At 67.7% G+C, this 17,113-nt stretch carries 24 protein-coding genes; 1 reads left to right on the top strand and 23 read right to left on the bottom strand.

Annotated features, from left to right (window positions below; genetic code table 11):
• Positions 1–83: 83 nt before the first annotated feature.
• The 21 genes from ACTDI4_RS09090 to ACTDI4_RS08990 form a co-directional block, all read right to left on the bottom strand.
• Complete coding sequence (locus ACTDI4_RS09090; RefSeq protein ID WP_442840845.1) at positions 84–512, bottom strand: hypothetical protein; 429 nt, start codon at positions 510–512, stop codon at positions 84–86.
• Positions 513–607: 95 nt separating this feature from the next.
• Complete coding sequence (locus ACTDI4_RS09085) at positions 608–1,951, bottom strand: ATP-binding protein (protein WP_442840844.1); 1,344 nt, start codon at positions 1,949–1,951, stop codon at positions 608–610.
• 94 nt (positions 1,952–2,045) lie between these two features.
• Positions 2,046–2,711 (bottom strand): response regulator transcription factor, encoded by a 666-nt coding sequence (locus tag ACTDI4_RS09080; RefSeq protein WP_442840843.1) that lies wholly within the window; start codon positions 2,709–2,711, stop codon positions 2,046–2,048.
• 75 nt (positions 2,712–2,786) lie between these two features.
• On the bottom strand, positions 2,787–3,086 hold the full coding sequence (locus ACTDI4_RS09075; RefSeq protein ID WP_442840842.1) for a hypothetical protein: 300 nt from the start codon (positions 3,084–3,086) through the stop codon (positions 2,787–2,789).
• 137 nt (positions 3,087–3,223) lie between these two features.
• Positions 3,224–3,430: a hypothetical protein gene (locus tag ACTDI4_RS09070; RefSeq protein WP_442840841.1), complete on the bottom strand. Its 207-nt coding sequence runs from the start codon at positions 3,428–3,430 to the stop codon at positions 3,224–3,226.
• A gap of 23 nt (positions 3,431–3,453) precedes the next feature.
• Positions 3,454–7,350 carry a baseplate multidomain protein megatron gene (locus ACTDI4_RS09065; RefSeq protein WP_442840840.1) on the bottom strand — a complete coding sequence of 1,299 codons (3,897 nt, stop codon included), beginning with the start codon at positions 7,348–7,350 and terminating at the stop codon, positions 3,454–3,456.
• A 14-nt stretch (positions 7,351–7,364) separates the two neighbouring features.
• Positions 7,365–7,835, bottom strand: a complete 471-nt coding sequence (locus tag ACTDI4_RS09060) for an NlpC/P60 family protein (protein WP_442840839.1) — start codon at positions 7,833–7,835, stop codon at positions 7,365–7,367.
• On the bottom strand, positions 7,813–8,703 hold the full coding sequence (locus tag ACTDI4_RS09055; protein ID WP_442840838.1) for a DUF2163 domain-containing protein: 891 nt from the start codon (positions 8,701–8,703) through the stop codon (positions 7,813–7,815). The genes ACTDI4_RS09060 and ACTDI4_RS09055 overlap by 23 nt, the downstream gene beginning before the upstream one ends.
• Positions 8,700–9,332, bottom strand: coding sequence for a phage distal tail protein, Rcc01695 family (locus tag ACTDI4_RS09050; protein WP_442840837.1), 633 nt, complete (start codon positions 9,330–9,332; stop codon positions 8,700–8,702). The genes ACTDI4_RS09055 and ACTDI4_RS09050 overlap by 4 nt, the downstream gene beginning before the upstream one ends.
• Positions 9,333–9,343: 11 nt before the next feature.
• Complete coding sequence (locus ACTDI4_RS09045; RefSeq protein WP_442840836.1) at positions 9,344–9,898, bottom strand: phage tail tape measure protein; 555 nt, start codon at positions 9,896–9,898, stop codon at positions 9,344–9,346.
• A gap of 24 nt (positions 9,899–9,922) precedes the next feature.
• The gene (locus ACTDI4_RS09040) at positions 9,923–10,138 is read right to left on the bottom strand and encodes a rcc01693 family protein (RefSeq protein WP_442840835.1); all 216 of its coding nucleotides are present in this window, start codon (positions 10,136–10,138) and stop codon (positions 9,923–9,925) included.
• Positions 10,135–10,473 (bottom strand): gene transfer agent family protein, encoded by a 339-nt coding sequence (locus ACTDI4_RS09035; RefSeq protein WP_442840834.1) that lies wholly within the window; start codon positions 10,471–10,473, stop codon positions 10,135–10,137. Before ACTDI4_RS09035 ends, ACTDI4_RS09040 begins: the two co-directional genes overlap by 4 nt.
• Positions 10,470–10,886 carry a phage major tail protein, TP901-1 family gene (locus ACTDI4_RS09030; protein WP_442840833.1) on the bottom strand — a complete coding sequence of 139 codons (417 nt, stop codon included), beginning with the start codon at positions 10,884–10,886 and terminating at the stop codon, positions 10,470–10,472. Before ACTDI4_RS09030 ends, ACTDI4_RS09035 begins: the two co-directional genes overlap by 4 nt.
• 40 nt (positions 10,887–10,926) lie before the next feature.
• Positions 10,927–11,334: a DUF3168 domain-containing protein gene (locus ACTDI4_RS09025; protein WP_442840832.1), complete on the bottom strand. Its 408-nt coding sequence runs from the start codon at positions 11,332–11,334 to the stop codon at positions 10,927–10,929.
• Positions 11,315–11,509 carry a hypothetical protein gene (locus tag ACTDI4_RS09020; RefSeq protein WP_442840831.1) on the bottom strand — a complete coding sequence of 65 codons (195 nt, stop codon included), beginning with the start codon at positions 11,507–11,509 and terminating at the stop codon, positions 11,315–11,317. Before ACTDI4_RS09020 ends, ACTDI4_RS09025 begins: the two co-directional genes overlap by 20 nt.
• Positions 11,506–11,832 (bottom strand): phage head closure protein, encoded by a 327-nt coding sequence (locus ACTDI4_RS09015; protein WP_442840830.1) that lies wholly within the window; start codon positions 11,830–11,832, stop codon positions 11,506–11,508. The genes ACTDI4_RS09020 and ACTDI4_RS09015 overlap by 4 nt, the downstream gene beginning before the upstream one ends.
• Positions 11,833–11,837: 5 nt before the next feature.
• On the bottom strand, positions 11,838–12,407 hold the full coding sequence (locus tag ACTDI4_RS09010) for a head-tail connector protein (protein WP_442840829.1): 570 nt from the start codon (positions 12,405–12,407) through the stop codon (positions 11,838–11,840).
• Positions 12,408–12,509: 102 nt separating this feature from the next.
• The gene (locus ACTDI4_RS09005; RefSeq protein ID WP_442840828.1) at positions 12,510–13,769 is read right to left on the bottom strand and encodes a phage major capsid protein; all 1,260 of its coding nucleotides are present in this window, start codon (positions 13,767–13,769) and stop codon (positions 12,510–12,512) included.
• A complete protein-coding gene (locus ACTDI4_RS09000; protein ID WP_442840827.1) occupies positions 13,766–14,344 on the bottom strand; it encodes an HK97 family phage prohead protease in 579 nt (192 codons plus the stop codon). The genes ACTDI4_RS09005 and ACTDI4_RS09000 overlap by 4 nt, the downstream gene beginning before the upstream one ends.
• The gene (locus tag ACTDI4_RS08995) at positions 14,334–14,678 is read right to left on the bottom strand and encodes a DUF6107 family protein (protein ID WP_442840826.1); all 345 of its coding nucleotides are present in this window, start codon (positions 14,676–14,678) and stop codon (positions 14,334–14,336) included. Before ACTDI4_RS08995 ends, ACTDI4_RS09000 begins: the two co-directional genes overlap by 11 nt.
• Before the next feature lie 214 nt (positions 14,679–14,892).
• A complete protein-coding gene (locus ACTDI4_RS08990; protein WP_442840825.1) occupies positions 14,893–15,183 on the bottom strand; it encodes a hypothetical protein in 291 nt (96 codons plus the stop codon).
• 197 nt (positions 15,184–15,380) lie between these two features.
• On the opposite strand from ACTDI4_RS08990, the gene ACTDI4_RS08985 reads away from it, so the two are divergent.
• Positions 15,381–16,327 (top strand): IS630 family transposase gene (locus ACTDI4_RS08985; RefSeq protein WP_442839650.1). Its coding sequence is split into 2 segments (ribosomal slippage): positions 15,381–15,717 and positions 15,717–16,327, totalling 948 coding nucleotides; the frame shifts between segments, so codons are not numbered across the junction.
• Positions 16,328–16,343: 16 nt separating this feature from the next.
• Here the strand turns inward: ACTDI4_RS08985 and ACTDI4_RS08980 are convergent.
• Together ACTDI4_RS08980 and ACTDI4_RS08975 are read right to left on the bottom strand one after the other, a co-directional pair.
• Positions 16,344–16,613, bottom strand: coding sequence for a hypothetical protein (locus tag ACTDI4_RS08980; protein WP_442840824.1), 270 nt, complete (start codon positions 16,611–16,613; stop codon positions 16,344–16,346).
• A 206-nt stretch (positions 16,614–16,819) separates the two neighbouring features.
• Entirely contained in the window at positions 16,820–17,107 is a 288-nt protein-coding gene (locus ACTDI4_RS08975; RefSeq protein ID WP_442840823.1) for a hypothetical protein, read from the bottom strand.
• Between the last annotated feature and the right edge of the window lie 6 nt (positions 17,108–17,113).

The raw sequence follows: 17,113 nt of genomic DNA, 5'->3' as shown, positions 1-17,113 counted from the left end.
GCCCGTGCCAACTCGCATACCCTGCGACGCTTTGACGGCATCGCGGCGGGACGGCCTTGATCGAGCGCAATCCGCCGGCGGGATCAGGTCAAAGGGGTCCAGCTTCCGTTGGGGTTGCGGCATGCGGTGCCGCGCGCGGTAGCGCCGGCGCCGGCGCCGGTGAATACGGTCTGCGTATATTGCCGGCAGTCCTGCGAGCCGACGCGATAGGGCTGCGCGGCCACCACCTCGCCGCGGTGCCCCGCCTGGTCGCCGCTCCAGGCGACCTTCTGTCCGCCGGCTGTGTATTCGAGCGCCTTGTATTCGGCCTCCAGCGCCTTGCGCTTGTCGCCCGTGGTCAGGCCCGCGCCGATCGTGCCGGCGACGAGGCCGCCGCCCAGGACCGAGACCGGACCCGGCTTGCCGCCAATGTCGGCCTGCCCCGGCGACACTGTCGCGCCACGGCCGCTTCCCGTCGTGCTGCAACCTGCCATGGCGAGCAGTCCGGCCAGGAGTGCCACGCGAATCATCATGTCGACACCGGTCCCGTCGCCTCGCCTCGGATGCGCCGAGGCGGTAAGGTTGATCTTTGGCCAAAATTTGGCCGCCGCAGGGCCGCCGACCCGTCTCATTCCAGGCTGCGGAGCCGCACGACCGCCTTCAAACCGCCCAGTTCGGAGCGGCCTAGCGCCAGCGCGCCTCCATACTCGTTCACCAGTTCGCCCACAATGGCAAGCCCGAGCCCCGTGCCGGGCTTGGTCTCGTCGAGGCGGCGGCCGCGCTTGACCGCCTCGCGCGCCTTGTCCTCGGGAATGCCCGGGCCGTCGTCCTCGATGCGGATCTCGAAACGCTCGCTGCCGTCATCGCCCGGCGCAGCGCGCAAGACCGAAACGGCGACGCGGGTGCGGGTCCATTTCATGGCGTTTTCCAGCAGGTTGCCCAGCACCTCCTCCAGGTCCTCCCGCTCGCCGGCAAAGACGATCTCCTCCGCCGGCAGAGCCAGAGACAGTTCGACATCGGGATTGAGCTTGCGAAGCACGCGCACCATGCGCTCGGCCAGCGGCGCGACGAGCGTGCGATAGACGACGCTGTCGCGCTGCGCAGCCACGCGGGCGCGCTGGAGATAGTGATCGACCTGCTTCTGCATGGAGGCGGCCTGCCCGGTGATGAGCTGTCCCTTCTCTCCCCCCAGGGCGCGGCCCTCGTTGAGCAATACCGCCAGCGGCGTCTTGAGCGAATGCGCAAGGTTGCCCACCTGCGTGCGTGCGCGCTCGACGATGCGCCGGTTGTTCTCGATCAGGGCATTCGTTTCGTTGGCCAGCGGCTCGATCTCGGTGGGGAAGCGGCCGTCCAGCCGCTGGGCCGTGCCTTCGCGCACCATGGCCAGCGCGTTGCGGACGCGCCGCAGCGGCTGCAGGCCGAAAAGGATGGCGCCGGCGTTGATGGCGATCATGCCGGCGCCGAACAGCGACAGATAGGTGAGCAGGCGGCGCTGGAAGCGCGCGATCTCCTCTTCCAGCTCGCTCTCGTTTCCCATCACGCGGAACCGCGCGGCGCGGTTCTTGGCGTCCAGCACGAACTCGCTTTCGAACACCTGGAGCGTCTCGCCGTCGAGGCCCTCAGTGGTGTAGCTGCGCTGGAAACTGGAATCGAAGGGAACCTCCGCCGCACTGGGCGAAGGGATACGCTCCGTCATCGAGGAGGAGTGCAGATAGCCGCTGACGCCCTCGGAAGCCGGCTCCACCGACCAGTACCAGCCGGACCGGGGTTCGGAAAAGCGCAGGTCGCCGAGGTCGGGCGAACCGTTCAGCGCACCGGATTCGGAAATGCCGACCGAGCCGATCAGATTGAACAGATGCGCCGACAGCAGGCTGTCGAAGCCGCGTTCGCTGGCCTGCCGGTAGAGCGTGGTGATGAGGGTGAAGATGACGATCAGCGTCACGATCGCCCACACTGTGGAGAGGGCGACCACGCGCAAGGTCAGCGAGCGCAGCCAAAATCGCAGCGACGGCCCTTTTCGGGCAGCCTTCTTTGTGTCGGCGGGTCGTGTGGACAGCGGTTCCGCCTCAGGTCTCCGGTTCGCGCATGCGGTAGCCCATGCCGCGCACGGTTTCGATCATGTCGATGCCCATCTTCTTGCGCAGCCGGCCGACGAAGACCTCGATCGTATTGGAATCGCGATCGAAATCCTGGTCGTAGAGATGCTCGACAAGTTCGGTGCGCGAGACGACGTTGCCCATATGATGCATGAGATAGGCCAGCAGCCGGAACTCGTGCGATGTCAGCTTCAGCGGAACGCCGTCGATGTCGGCCTTGGAGGCCCGGGTATCGAGGCGCACCGGACCGCAGGTCAGTTCGGACGAGGCGTGGCCGGCGGCGCGGCGGATCAGCGCCCTCACCCTGGCCAGCACCTCCTCGATGTGGAAGGGCTTTGCCACGTAGTCGTCGGCGCCGGCGTCGATGCCGGCCACCTTGTCGCTCCAGCGGTCGCGCGCGGTCAGCATCAGTACCGGCATCTTGCGCCCGTCGCGCCGCCAGCGCTCGACCACGCTGATGCCGTCCATCTGCGGCAGGCCGATATCCAGCACCACGGCGTCGTAGGGCTCGGTGTCGCCCAGGTAGTGACCTTCCTCGCCGTCGAACGCCTTGTCCACGACATAGCCGGCATCCTCCAGCGCGCTGGAAATCTGCCGGTTCAAATCCTTGTCATCCTCGACGACGAGTATGCGCATGCTCACCCTTGCCATCACGGGAGCCGAACGGCCGCCAGATATAGGCCGATTCCGGGCCCGGACCAAATGAAGCGATTATCCTTGCGGCACCACTATCTCGGCGCGCCGCGGCCGTTCACCGTCCTTGCCGGGAACCAGCACGACGATCACGCATACCGCCTGCCCGCTGCGCGTGGCCTGCGAAGCCTTGGCTAGCGTACCGCCCTTTTCCGCCGCGACCTGCTGGCCGACAGCGTAGCAATCGGAGGCGACGCTCACCACCGCGCTCTGCTGCTGCGGCAGAGCGAGCGGAAGCGCGCCTGCCTGCGGGGCGACGAGCGCACCGGCGCAAAGCGCCAGCAGGGTCGACCGGAAACGGGAGCGGAAATCCATCATGCCGGACGTTCTAGCGTATCGGGGCTGAACGTCGAATGAACATTAGACACACGCAATCCACGCTCCCCCTGGATGCGCAAACCCGCATCCTTCTCCAGCCCCCACTGGCGCCCCCCAATGGCGAAAGCCTGCATACCCTAGCCTATTCTGTGCTTGGCCGACAACCTGCCAATAACGGCGATCAGGCCGGAAACGGCACTCACCGCCTGAAGCAGCGTCTCGACCAGGGCGGCATGGTCCAGGTCCTCGACCGGCAATCCGCTCAGTCCGGCAAGGCCGGTGAGCACAGTGATGACGGAGGCCCAGATGGTGCGCGACAGATACCAGGGCTTGGTGCTGATCATGGCGTAATCCCTTGGCTTGAGTGCTATTGGAGCGGCAGGCGCCGGGTGGCCGGAACACCCCAACCGGCGCGGCCGAGTTGGCGCACCGTCACGTCGAGGGCGGCGGGCGGCGCGCCGAAATCCGCGCCGATCGTCGCGGCCGTGTAGAGCCACGACGGTTCGGAGGCGGTGGCCGTGCGCAGCACCGGGCCGCCGGCCGCGGCGATCTCGATACCGTACTGCTCGGCCTCCTCGCCCAGCGGAACGTCGCCGCCCTCCCAGGAATCGCCGCCGATGCGACTGCGGCGTATCCACGAAAGCTCCAGATCGCCGTCGCGCCACCGCGCCCGAAGATGCACCGGCGAAAACGGCAGCAGGGCGCGCAGGCCACCGATCTCGGCGCTCTGCGCGAACGCGCCGGTCCAGGGGCCGGAGGGGGCAACACGCCAGTTCAGCAGCAGGCCCACCTCTGCCGGCAGCAGGCCGGCCGGCACGACCGCCTCGTCAAGGATGACGAAATCGGCGCCGGCACCCGCGCCCGCCGCCATGGCGTCGCCGGTTCCGAGTTGGCCGCGCAGCAGCCCGCCCAGCCGCCAGACCTGCGGCGCAATCTCCTCGGCCGCCTCGAATTGCAGCACCTCCCACGCGCCCGACGCAGAGCGCAGGGCCGCCGCGTTGGCGCCGTTGAGAAGCTGGAGCCGGCTTGCGCTCGCAGCCTGCGCCTCGAAAAGTTCGACGTGGACGAAACCCGCCCGGTCAAGCCGGCCCTCGAAGCCCGGACCCAACGGCTGGACGAGCCGGCCGAGCGAGGCAGGCCGGGAAACCAATGTGCGGGTGGAAAAGCCGGCATCCTCCGGCGATACGGACAGCGTCTGGCTGCGCCAGGGCTTCTGCCAGGCGGCGACGCGGAACTGGTCGCGCGCTTCGCCCGCGCCGGCCTCCGCCGGCAGGTCGAGGAACAATACGTGCGGCTTGCCGACGACGGGACCGCCGGCATCGGTGCCCGGCGGGACCGACGGCTGCGGCTCATGCCACGGCGCCGGCACGCCCCGGGTGATCTGCCGGGCGGTGACCTTGCGCACCAGCCCGTCCTCGATGCCCGTCACCAGGAACTCCGAGGAGTTTTTCGATTCCGGCAAGCGGATGATGGCGCCGGGCACGATGTCGTCCCGCGGCTGCGCGACGCAGAAGGTGGCGACTTCGCACTGGTACCATGCCCGTTTCAGCCATTCCTCGAGCAGAACGGTACCCTGGCCCTTTTCCAGCACGCCGGGGAAACTCATCGCGTGCTGCCGGCTTCCCCGGGCACCGAGGCGCGTAGCACGCACCGAAGCGGCCTGGTATTCGATCATCGGATCGCGGAAGGTCAGGACCGCTTCCGCCGGCAGTTCGTGGTCGGGCGAGCGCGTGGTCTCCACCACGGGCGCCTCGTCGGAAAGCACGAGGCCGGTCATCTCGATTGCCGCCTCGCCGGTCGCGCCGGCCGTGCGGAAGAGGAGCCGGTCGGGCTCCTCGATGACCGCAAGGTCGAACAGGTCCACCAGCGGCTCCAGCGCAGCCCGCGCCGTGGTGGGATCCTCCAGCACATAACCCTGCACGACGCCGTCGGCATTGTCCACGACCGCCGGCGGCTGGCCGTGGTCGGCCAGGATGGCGTTGATGAGCGAGCCGAGATCGGCGCTGCCCAGCCGCCCGTTCAGCCAGTGGCCGAGGTTCCAGTTGCCGCCGTCGGACCACAGGTCGTTGCGCAGCGGAAAGGCCGGGAACGGCCGCGCGTCCCACGCCCACAGATAAACGCGGGAGAAATCCAGCATGCGCCCGCCATAGACCGGCGACAGCGGATTGGCGGTGTCCCGGAAATCGGAGCCCGCCGCATCCCAATGTGCCATATGCGCGTCCAGGTAGCGGCGCGCAGCGACGTCCGAGCGCCCGCCGGTGGAGAAATAGGGCGAGCCGCCTTCCGACGATTTCGGGTCGGGAAACACGTTGGGCTGGTTCGGACCCTTGTCGACGGCCGGGCAGCCCAACTCGGTGAGCCAGATCGGCTTGCCGCGCGGCACCCAGCCGGTGGGCTGCGGCCGCTCCACGCCGCTGACGCGGTCGTAATGGGCATTGGACCACCAGGAGACGATGTCCTTGTAGCGGTAGGTCCACGGCTTGCCGTAGGCGCCGTCGGTGATCGGCGTGCGCACCCGCCCGGCGCGGGCCTCGGCGCTCGCATAGTACCAGTCGAAACCCTCGCCGCAGGCGACAGCCGCCTTCAGCCCGTCCGGATCGTAGGGGCCGCAAAAACCGTCCGGATTGCCGCCGGCATAGTCGGCGTCGCGCCAGTCGGAGAGCGGCATGTAGTTGTCGATGCCGACCGCATCGACCGCCGGATGCGACCACAGCGGATCGAGGTTGAAATAGACGTCGCCGCTGCCGTCGGCCGGGTGGTAGCCGAAATATTCGCTCCAGTCCGCGCCATAGGTGGTGCGGGTGGCCGGGCCCAGAACCGAGCGCGCTTCCCCCGCCAGCGCGCACAACTCCTCCACAAAGGGGAATTTGCCGGCGCCGTCGCGCAGCCGAGTCAGGCCGCGCAGCTCGCTGCCCACCAGGAAGGCGTCGACGCCGCCGGCCAGAACCGCCAGATGCGCGTAATGCAGCACCATGCGGCGATAGCCCCATTCGTCCGGCGCCCCGGAAAAGCGGATCGTATCGGTTTCCGGAGCAAAATCGCCGGACCGCGCCGCACCGCAGAAGGCGGCCACCTGGGCGCGCGCGGCGGCCGTCTTGTCGGCGGAGCCGGGCCGGCCCGGCGCGGGATCGCAGGTGATGCGCCCGCGCCACGGATAGGGCGGCTGGGCCGCCCCGCCCTCCGGGTCCGGCAGCGCGTTGTCGACCGGGATGTCCATCATCATGAACGGGTAGAGCGTGACCGAAAGGCCGCGCGCCTTGATCTCGGCGATGGCGTCGAGCACGCTGCGGTCGGAGGGGGTGCCTCCATAGGCCGCGCCGCCATCGTGAAAGGAGACCACCGGGGCCTCGGCGCGGGGCAGCCCGGAAACCACCCAGTCGCTGGAAAAGCCGGTCTCGCCGGCATCGGTCACTGCCGGCCGCACGCGGCAGGAACCGGCGCGCAGATCGTCGCCGAACCATGTCGAGATCAGCGCCACATGCTCCAGCTTCGGGCAGATGGCCTGCAATTCGTCCAGCGAGGCGGCGATGTCGGTGCCGGCGAACAGCACGTTGCGGTTGACGGCCTCCTCCTCGCCGGGGCGCCGCATGCGCGTGATGAGCGCAGGCGAAAGCCCGTATTCGATCGCGCCGGGCAGCAGGGAGACCGCCCGCACCTGCCGGCTCAGGCGGCCGATCGGGCGGATTACCTCGAATTGCAGTTGCGGGATGCGGTTGCCGTAGTCGGAAAGGTCGAAGCGGTCGAGCACGACATAGGCGACGCCGCGATAGGCGGGCGCGTTGCCGGCGCCCTGCTTGGCCTCGATCAGCGGGTCGGGCGGCTGGTCCTCGCTGCCCTGGTAGATGCGCAGCTCGACACCTTCCCGGTCGATCTCGCGTCCGTCGGCCCAGATGCGGCGGATGCCGGCTATCTCGCCCTCGCACAGCGCGAAGGCGACGTTGGCAAAGTAGCTGTATTGCGTGACGCGCGGCCCCAGCTTGCCCTGGCGCCGCGTCTCGCTGCTCTCCTCGAAGCGGGTGGCCCAGATCAGGATTCCGCCCATACGCGCAGTGCCGTAGATGCGCGGCAGCGACACGCCTTCTTCGGCGGTGAACGGCCGCGCACCGGTAAGCCGCGGCCCTTCGATGCGCCTGGTGGCGTTGATGAGCGCGGTGTCGACCGCATAGCCGGCAAGCGCCCCGGCGGCAGTGCCGATCGCGCTACCCACGGGGCCGAGCATGCCGCCCAGATAGGCGCCGGCCGCCTGTAGCAGAATTGTCGCCATGAACCGCTCCGGCTCTATCGGTGAATGTCGGGGAAGGTGAAGCGCGCCGCGATGCGGGCACGCCATTGCGGCACCAGCGCCGAGGCGACCACGGCGCCCGCGCCCTCATAGGCATGCACGAAGCGGCCGTCCGTCACCACGATGCCGAGATGCTTGGCCGGCAGGCCGGGCCTCCAGCGGAACAGCAAAAGGTCGCCCGGATCGACGGGATGAGGTCGTCCACGCGGCGTGAAATGGCGGCGCGCGCCCTCCAGCAGCCGCTCCCTGCCCCCGGTCTCGGCCCAGTCCGGCGCATAAGCGCCGGGCTTCTCCAGTTCGACGCCGTAGAGAGCCCGCCACACCCCGCGAACCAGGCCGAGGCAGTCGCAGCCGACGCCCTTGCGTGCGGCCTGGTGGCGGTAGGGCGTGCCGATCCACGATAGTGCCTCGGCCACGACGGCGGCCGCCGTGCCGGCACCCATTTCAGGGGACGACCGGACCGCCATCGAACTGGCCGCCGTCGACGGCATAGGAATAGGCCGTGTCATTGCCCGGCAAATGGGGGAAGCCGCGAAAATTCAGCGCGTTGGCGAATTTCTTCCTGCAGGTGGCGAAGCTCTTGTCGCAGCCTGCCGCAACGGAAAAGGCATCGCCCTGCGCGATGACCGGCCCGACGGAAGGCAGCAGCGTCAAGAGCACCGTGCCGTCCTCGATGCGGTGCGCCACGATGCGCTCGCTGCGCCCCTGCCGGGCGCTGCCGGTCCACAGCAGCGTGCCGTGCGCGAACCAGCCGCCGGCGAAATCGCCCAGACCGGAAACCGCGATCGTGTCCGCACTGCCGGCCAGCGCCACCACGCCCTCGCCGGCAAAGCCGGACGCGCCGAGATCCACGCCGCAGCGTACATCGCCCAGCTCCGCGTCGCAGGCGCGGGTCACGTAGCGGCCGTTGGGCTGGTCGAGCGCATGGACGAGGCTTTCCAGCTCGGCGACGAAATGTTCGCCGCCGCGCGTCAGCTTGCCGATGGTGGAGGTGCGGATGAGGGCAAAGACGGCGGGATCGCGCCAGTTGACCAGGAACGCCTCCACCCTGGCGCCGTCGTATAGGCCGGCAGCGATGTCCTCGGCACGGATACGCTCGGAGCAAAGCGCGCCCTCCACATCGACCGTGTCGACGGCGAGCCCGAGCGAATCCCGCGCCTCGCTGGCGGCCAGCCCGGTGCCGGGCTCATAATCCACGCCCGCGACGGTCAGCCTCCGGTCATGATCGGTGAAGCCGCTCACCTGGCCGTCGCGGCGGGTCAGCCGCCAGCATTGGCAGACCGTGGTGACGTCGCGCGCCAGATGCGCGGCAAGAGCCTGCGGAAATGCGCTCACAGCAGCACCTCGACCAGCGGGATGCTGGGGATCTGCCCGGCCTTGAAACTGGTGATGCTGATCTCGATGCGCTCGGTGTCGAAGCGCACCGGCACGTCGAACTCGTAGCCGGCGGTGATGGGAATTCCCACGCCCGGGGCGCTGGCCAGCACGATCTCGGCTTTCTCTTCGTCGAAGCTGAAGCCGGCGTCCACCCCGCCCACGGCAACGCGCAGGCTTTCCGGTCGCGGTCGGGCGATAGGCCGGCTGTAGGCGTCCGCACCCTCGCCATAGACCTTCACCAGCGCAAAGCGCATTGTCGTGCCGTCGCCCGTCCCCAGCCTCTGGTCCTGCGGCGAAGGTGTGGCCTGCGGCCGGCACGACTTCATGTCGAACGGGTCGCGGAAGCGGAAGGCGTGCAGCGAGCCGCGCCGCGCCTCGAAGAACGCCACCACGTCGTGCAGGTCCTCCAGCGAGCGGATTCCGGTGCCGGCGTCGTAGCGCCGCCGCGACTGCGCGAGGCGCGCGTTGCGCTTCTCGCGGCCAGAGGTCAGCGCGACGATCTCGTTGCGGCGCTCCGGCCCGCCGGTGGCGCCGAAGGAGACGGCCGGCGGGAACAGGACGTCGTGAAAACTGGCAAGCTCGCTCAACGCCGCCTCCTTCAAAGGGTCCTGCTGCCGCGCGAGACGGCGCGCGCCAGCATGCCGGTGATCTGCGCCTCCGACTTGCGGAAGGAGGCGGCGTCCTGCGCGGTGACGTTGAAGACGACATTGACGGATGCGCCCCCGCCGCCGGCGGCCACACCCAGGCTGCCGTCAGCGCCGCGCCGCAGCGGCAGGATGGCCTCCGGGCCCGCCTCGCCCATCAGCCCGACGCCGCCCGCGACCGGGAAATAGGTTGGCGCCGACACCACGCCGCCGGAAGCGAACGGCACGACACCGCCCTTGGCGAAGGGCAGCAGGCCGCCCAGCAGGCCGGAAAACAGCGACCCCGCCAGCGACTGCAGCGGCTTCAGGCCTTGCTCCAGCGCTATGCCGGCAAGGTTGAGCCCGATGCGGCGCAGAACGTCGTCGAACTCGCGGCCGCTGACGGCAGCCCCCTTCAGCGCCCCGGCGATCTGGCTGCCGAAGCTCTCGGAAAGCTTTTCCAGATTGGCGAGCGCGGTCTCGAAGGGCGCGGTGTCGGCGCGGATGGAAACGGTGACGTCCTCGGCCAAGTCGGTTCTCCTCGGGATTGAAAACTATGCGGCCGCGTCCGGAAACGCCCGCATCAGCGCGGCCAGGTCGCGCCGGCCGGGCGGCGCGGCGCGGGCCGGGACAAGCACGCTTGCCGCGCGCTCGAATTCCCGCGGCGTCATGGCCCAGAACGCGCCCGGCTGAAGCCGCAGCAGGCCGAGCCCGATCGCCATGACCTCGTCCCAGGGGAAGGCCGGCCTCGAACCCGCCGCGGCATTCAAGGGTTTGGGTCGGCGGCCTCCCCAGCCTTGCCGAAGGTCACGGTCAGCAGTTCCGACACGATCGCGGCGAAGCCGGCCACACCGTCCTCGCACTGCATGGCGCCGACCGCCTCATCCGTCACCGCCTCGCCGCCGCCGCGCAGGCCGGCGCCGACCACGCGGATCAGGTCGAGCGCGGACAGGCGCCCGCCCGAGAAGCGGGCGACCAGCGCGCCGAGATCGTCGGCCTCGTAGGCGCTCTCCAGCTCGGCCAGCGCGCCTAGCGTCAGGCACAGCCGATGCGGCCTGCCGTCGAGGGTTGCCACGATCTCGCCGCGGCGGCGGTTGGCGTTCATGGCGCCACCGCAAAGGAGATGGCGCCGGCCGATTCCAGCGCCATCTCGAAGGCCACCTCGCCGTCATGCGCGCCGGTATATTCCAGCGAGGTGATCTGGAACGGGCCGGAAACGATGCCGAAATCCGGCACCGCGAGCTGCCAGCCCACGATCTCGCCGGCAAAGAAGCGGGCGCGGATCGCGGCGTCAGAGGCGGCGTCCTTGAAGATGCCGGAGCCGCTGATGGCGGCGCGCTGCACGCCGGAGCCGGCCAGCAGCTCGCGCCAGCGCCCGGCCGAATCGGCATCGGTGACGTCTACCGTCTCGCTGTTGAAGGCGATGCGCTTGGAACGCAGCCCGGCCACGGTGACGAAGGCGCCGGAGCCGTCGGAATCGATCTTGAGAAGAAGGTCCTTGCCCTTCTGTGCGACCATGTCGGGGTCTCCTGATTGTCGGATATTGCGCGGACGGCCGTCAGGCGTCCTCCATCACCGCCCGGTACCGCAGCAGGCCGTGATAAACGGACAGGTCCTCGTCGAAGCGGGCCTCGGCGAACTCGAAGGTGAGGTTGACGAGGTGGCGGTCGTCCAGCGCGAGCGCTCCGGCGTCCAGCCGCCAGCGCACGATCTCCATGACGGCGAGCGCTTCGGCCTTGCCCTTGGCCTTGGACCAGACATGCAGCGTGAAGAGCTGCTCGGTGCCGCTCTCGGTGCTCGTGCTCCAGTCGTAGACGCTGGTGCGGCCGAAGGTGATGTAGGGAAAGGCGACATTGGCGGGCGCGTGGTCGAGCACCTTGGCTCCGCCCAGTGCGGCAACCAGCGCGGCGTCGCCGTTCAGGGCCTCGAACAGGGCCTTCTGAAGATCAGCGGCGGCTGCGGTCATCGTCTGCCTCCCCGGACTGCGCCTGCATATGCCTGCGCTGCGACAGCCTCTCGGCGCGCGCCGGATCGCGGGCGCCGGCAGCGTAGCCGCCTTCCATGCTCTCGGCCAGATCGTGCGCCCGCCAGCGCAGGGCACGCATCAGCCCGTCGAGCGTCATCGCCATGGCAAGCTTCATAGGCCAACCTCCCGCACCCGGCACACGAAATAACGGCCGCTCTCGTCCGGGTCGTGGACGGTGAGGATGTCGAACACGCGACCGGCCTTGGCAAAGCGCATTCCGCTTGCCAGCCCGGCGCGGCGGCGCAGCGTGATGCGGTGGGTCATCGCCTCCAGCGTCTGGCCGGCGCCGAAGCGGCTTTCGGCCGCCACCGGCTCGATGCGGGCGAAGACGGTGGCGACCTCCGCCCACTGCTCGACAAAACCGCCGAGGCCGTCCGGCTGCATGGTGCAGGCCTGCAACGAAAGCTCGCTGCGCAGCGCGCCGGAGTCGACGAACATCACCATCATAGCCTCCGGGCGCGATAGCCGGCAATCAGCCGGTCGTAGCCACCGGGAAAGGAAACCGGCTGATCGCCCGGCCCGAAGCCGGCGCGGAACTCGTACCAGTGCGCGACCAGGAGCAGGATCGCGCGGCGCAGCAGGTCCGGCACGTCCGTGCTCGCCTCGCCGAAGCCGGCGGTGAAATCGATCTCGACGCCGTTCATGATGCGCCCCGGCTTCGGCATCTCGCTGAAATGGACGCGCGCCGGCCGGGACAACAGGTCGGCCTCGTAGCTTGCGGGCGCAAGCAGGGATGCCTCGCCCTCGCTGCCGAAGACGGTGACGGAAAGCACCTCGCGCACCGGGTGGACGGCGAGCGCCGCCCGCCCGGAACGCGGCCAGCGGTCGAGGGCCAGCCGCCAGTGCTGTTCCAGCAGCGCCAGGCCGGTGCTGCGTTCCACCTCCTGCCAGGCGGCGCGGATCAGGCCTGAAAGCAGCTCGTCGTCGCCCTGGTGATCGAGGCGCAGATGAGCCCGGGCTTCGGCCAGCGTGACCGGCTCGGCGGAGGGTTCGGCGGTTCGGAAAAGCGTCATGCGTCCACCTCGTCTGGAAAGAAAAAGCGGCTCCGGCGGGAGGGGCCGGAGCCGCAGCGGGCACGGTGTGCGGCGGCGCGAGGTTGGACGCCGCCGCAGCGATCAGGCCGTGCCGAACTTGACCAGCTTGATGGCGTCGAAGTCCTGGACGCCGCCGCCGACGCGCTTGGTGGTGTAGAACAGCACGTAGGGTTTGGCCGAATACGGGTCGCGCAGCACCCGCACGCCGGTCCGGTCCACCACCAGATAGCCGCGGCCGAAATCGCCGAAGGCGATCGGTGTGGCGTCGGCGGCCGCATTGGGCATGTCCTCGGCCTCGACCACGGGGAAGCCCATGAAAAGGGCGCGCTGGCCGGGAGCGGCCGGCGGCTGCCACATATAGTTGCCGTCGGCGTCCTTCAGCTTGCGGATCGTCGCCTGCGTCTTGCGGTTCATCACCCAGTTGGCGTTCTGGCGGTAGCCGGCCTTGAGCGAATAGATCGTGTCGATCAGCAGGTCGGACGGGTCGTCCTCCGGCAATTCGCCCGCCGCGCCAGTGAGCTTGTAGCCGATCTTGCCCCATTGCCAGGCGCTTTCGGCGACCTGCGGATAGTCGAGGAAGCCCCTGGGCTTGTTGGTGCCGTCGCCGGAGACGAAGGCCGTTCCCTCCTGCTCGGCGAAGGCCACCTCCACCTCGCCGGAGATCCACTGGTCGAGGTCGACCACCGCGTCGTCCAGCAGCGTCGCGGTTGCGGCCGGCATGGCGTAGAGTTCCATGGTCGGGAACTGCAGTTCGGCCAGCGTGGCCGTGCTGGTCTGGGGGCGCGCCGCAGTCTCGGCCACCCAGCCCACCGCCGGCCCGGTCACCGAAAACGGCTTCTTCAGAACGGCGGACGAGACCTGCCGCACCGAAGCGATGGAGCGGATCGGCGAAAGCGCGGCAAGCCGGCGGCCGATTTCCGTCTCGGTCTCGGTCGGCACCAGATAGCCGCCGTCCTGGCCGGAGCCATAGGACGACATGGCCTTGGTGTCCAGCGCGCGCAGCAGCCTGTCGTCGCCGCTGCGCAGATAGGCGTGGAAGGCGTTCTTGTGCTCGGACGGCGCAGGCCGCTCCTCACGGCCGAGCGCCGGGCGCATGCCCTTCAGCGTCAGCCTGTCGAGCGCCCGCTTGTGCTCGTCCAGCGCCTGGGAGATGCGCTCGACCTTTTCCGTGGTGACGACATCGGCGCCGAGGCGGGTCTCGAGCTGCTCCAGCCGCTCGTCATTGCTTTCGCGGAACGCCGAAAAGGCGGACATGAACTCGCCGAAGGCGTCCTTCAGGTCGAGAGGGTCGCCGGCTGCCGATTTGGTCTCGACCGGCATGTGGGGGGATGCTGCGTTCATATGGCATTTCCTTTCCTGTTGATGATGCGCGTGGCGGCGCGGATCGAGGCCGCAAGGCCGGGATCGAGCGTCAGAAGGCGGCGCGTCCGCCGGCCCTTGACGGCTTCGACGCGCGCCCCGGGCAGCATGGGGAAGGTGACGACCGAGATTTCCCACAGGTCGGCCTCCAGGATGCGGCGCACGCCGCCTGCCGCGTCGCGCGTTGCCCGCACGGCGCGGAAGCCGATGGAAAGCCCATCGAGTGCGCCGGCCCGCATAAGGCTCAGCACCTCACGGGCGCGGGCCACCTCCCGTGTCAGCCGCCCGCGCACGAACAGGCCGCGCGCGTCCTCGCGGATTTCGGTCCAGGCGCCGATCGGCTGGTTCGGGTCATGCTGGTAGAGCATGCGGATGCCGGCCGCGCCGCGCGCCCGCAGCGAGGCGGAGAAGGCGCCGCGCTCGACCACGTCCTTGCCGAGATCGACCTTGCCGAACAGGCTGGCGTAGCCGCAGAACGAGCCGTCCGGCTCCACAGCGCTCACGGCCAGGTCGAGGCGCTTTCTTTCGCACAGCCGCGCCAATGTCTCAGCGTCCATCGGCATTCTCCTGATCTTTTTTGCGGAACATGCCCACGATGCGGTTCTGCTCGAAGGCGCGCATGACGAAGCCCAGCGCCCACCAGGCGCACAGGCTGGCGGCGGCCGAGCCCATCAGCATCATCTCGATCGGCCCGATGATGGCCTCGACGCCCAGTTCGGAGGCGATCTTCAGCCCCGCCGTGCCGCCGAAGACGAGGCCGCAGACCACCCCGACCGCGAAGCGCGACGCCGCCTCGCGGCGGCCGTGCGGCAGGATGTAGGCCAGCGAGATCGCCGAGCCGCCGACGGCGCCGGCGAGCTTCGCCAGCCACAGCCAGTTGGTGTCGTTCATGGGTTCGTCCGGTTTTCGATGGTAAGAAACAAGCGAAGGCAAACGGCCGGCCCGCACGCAGGCGCGGCTGGCGAATGCCTCGCTATATCGAGATGCCGGGCAGCCGGCCTTTCCACATGCAGCCTGCGCGGCAACGGTCGCGCAGCTTGCGTCCATCATCCTCTACAGGGGCGCCCTCGGCCAGGAAACTTTCCGCCTCGATCCTGGCGCGGCCTCAGGCGATCATTTGCCGGGCGCGCCTGAATAGCATGCGCACCTCCTCGCCATCGCCGAACCATACGTCGGCGGGCGAGCTGTTCCATAACTTCACGAGATCGTCGGCGCTGTAACGCGAACTCGTGATGTCGTCGAGAACGAGCGCCAGTTCCTTTTTCTCTTCCTCGTTCAACCCGCGAATGCCGAGCGCCGCCACTTCGTCCAGCGTGGTATAGATTTCGTAAAAGCGAACGAAGTATTGGCCACAGATCTCTTGAGCAAAGGATGCATGTCGCGTCACCTCGATCACATTTCAGCATCCCATGGTCGTCCCCGGAAAAACTCTTCGGATCTTGCCCCACAATCGCTCAGCAATATGGCTCCAAGATCGTCACAAATCTCCAAATACTCGCTAGAGCGGATTTCGACCGTTATGAATCGAGAGTGGATTCCCTCGGAGCGTAATTTCTGATTCAGGATCCGTGCTGGTGATGGAGGCCGGCATGGATGGGCCAACCTCTTTCGATGGATTTGCGTTCGCGGCTTCTGGCGGCGGTTGATGATGGTATGAGCTGCCGTGCGGCAGCCGCTCGCTTTGGCGTTGCACCATCGACGGCGATCCGCTGGCAGGCGCAGCGCCGGGAAACTGGCGACTTTTCTCCCAAACCACAGGGCGGCGATATGCGGTCACGCCGGATCGAGGAGCGTGGGGCGGACATCCTGGCGATTTGGGAAGCGCGCAGGGACACCTCGCTTGAGGAACTGCGCCTGGCGCTGATCGAGATCGGCTTGCACGTCTCGATCGCCGGGCTCCACCGCTTCTTCGCGCGCCGTGGCATGACGCGCAAAAAAAGACTGGCCATGCCGTCGAGCAAGACCGTCCCGATATCCTGAAGCAGCGCCGGGCCTGGTTCGACGGCCAGATCGATCTGGAACCGGAGCGTCTTGTGTTCATCGACGAAACATGGACCACCACCAACATGACCCGCAGCCATGGACGCTGCCCAAAAGGCGAGCGGCTGCGGATGGGCTTCCCGCATGGCCACCGCAAGACCACCACGCTCGTGGCCGGGCTGCGCATGAGTGGCATGGTCGCACCGATGGTGCTGGATCGGCCGATCAACGGCGACTGGTTTGAAGCCTATGTCACTCAGGTTCTCGTGCCGGAACTGCGCCCCGGTGACGTTGTCGTCATGGATAATCTGTCGAGCCACAAGCGGGCCTCGGTGCGCGAACACATCCAGGCAGCGGGCGCGACACTGCGCTTCCTTCCGCCCTACAGCCCGGACTTCAACCCCATTGAGAAAGCCTTCTCCCGCCTCAAGGCCATGCTGCGCAAGGCGGGAGAGCGAACCGTCGGCGGCCTCTGGAGCCTGATCGGCAAGCTCGTCGATATCTTCCAGCCTAACGAATGCGCCAACTACTTCACTTCATGTGGTTATGAGCCAGACTGATCGAAAACCGCTCTAGTCAGCGCGGCAATCCGAGCCAACGCCAAAACAAAGCCGTAAGTGACTGGACGACAAAAACCAAAAGTGCAACAGGTAAAAACCATGACAGGAACAACGGTATCGCAGCCAATAAAATCACGGCGTGACTGTCGTAGTCATAGAACTCTCCTTGCGGATTGTGCTGAACCGCAATGTACAGATTCACGCCCCCCACGATTGAGCCTAGGAGAATTCCGTCAACCAATGGAGGTAACATGAACGACAACGCGCGGGACCATTGCTTAGACATTTATCGTCGTTCCCACAGCCTGAATCGAAATACTGTTTCAACCCGAGCCCCATAATCGTTCACCAGTATGGCTCCAAGATCGTTATAAAGTGCCTATCCCTCTTTACGAGAACCGGCGCCATCTTTCCGGTGCGCTTATTCATGGCCATTTCCATCCTTGTCCGCCGCGCTTGTTGTCCTTTACATGCGGGGAGACATCGCTTTCTTCAGGATCGCCGCAATCGGTCGCGCAGAAGTGTCAGAAAGCGGGGAATTCCAGGCTCGGAAACGAACCAATCCGAACCCGCCTTAATCCACAGGTCGGCCAAATCCTTGTCGGTCAAATCAGAAGACAAGAGTGAGTCGATGAAATCACTCGTTGCCGTCGCGTCTTCGGCGCTTTCGCCCTCAACCAGATATTCGATCAGTTCGCTTTCCTCCGCCATCGACACAAAGAGCGGTACGTCCTGATGCATCATCCGCGCCATTTCGCGAAGCCGAGGCAGGATTTCCATATTCTT

Source organism: Mesorhizobium sp. PUT5, assembly GCF_052216645.1.
In the GTDB taxonomy this organism is placed as follows: Bacteria; Pseudomonadota; Alphaproteobacteria; order Rhizobiales; family Rhizobiaceae; genus Mesorhizobium.
The sequence above is the reverse complement of the archived record's forward strand: the minus strand, read 5'-3'. Positions and strand labels throughout refer to the sequence as shown.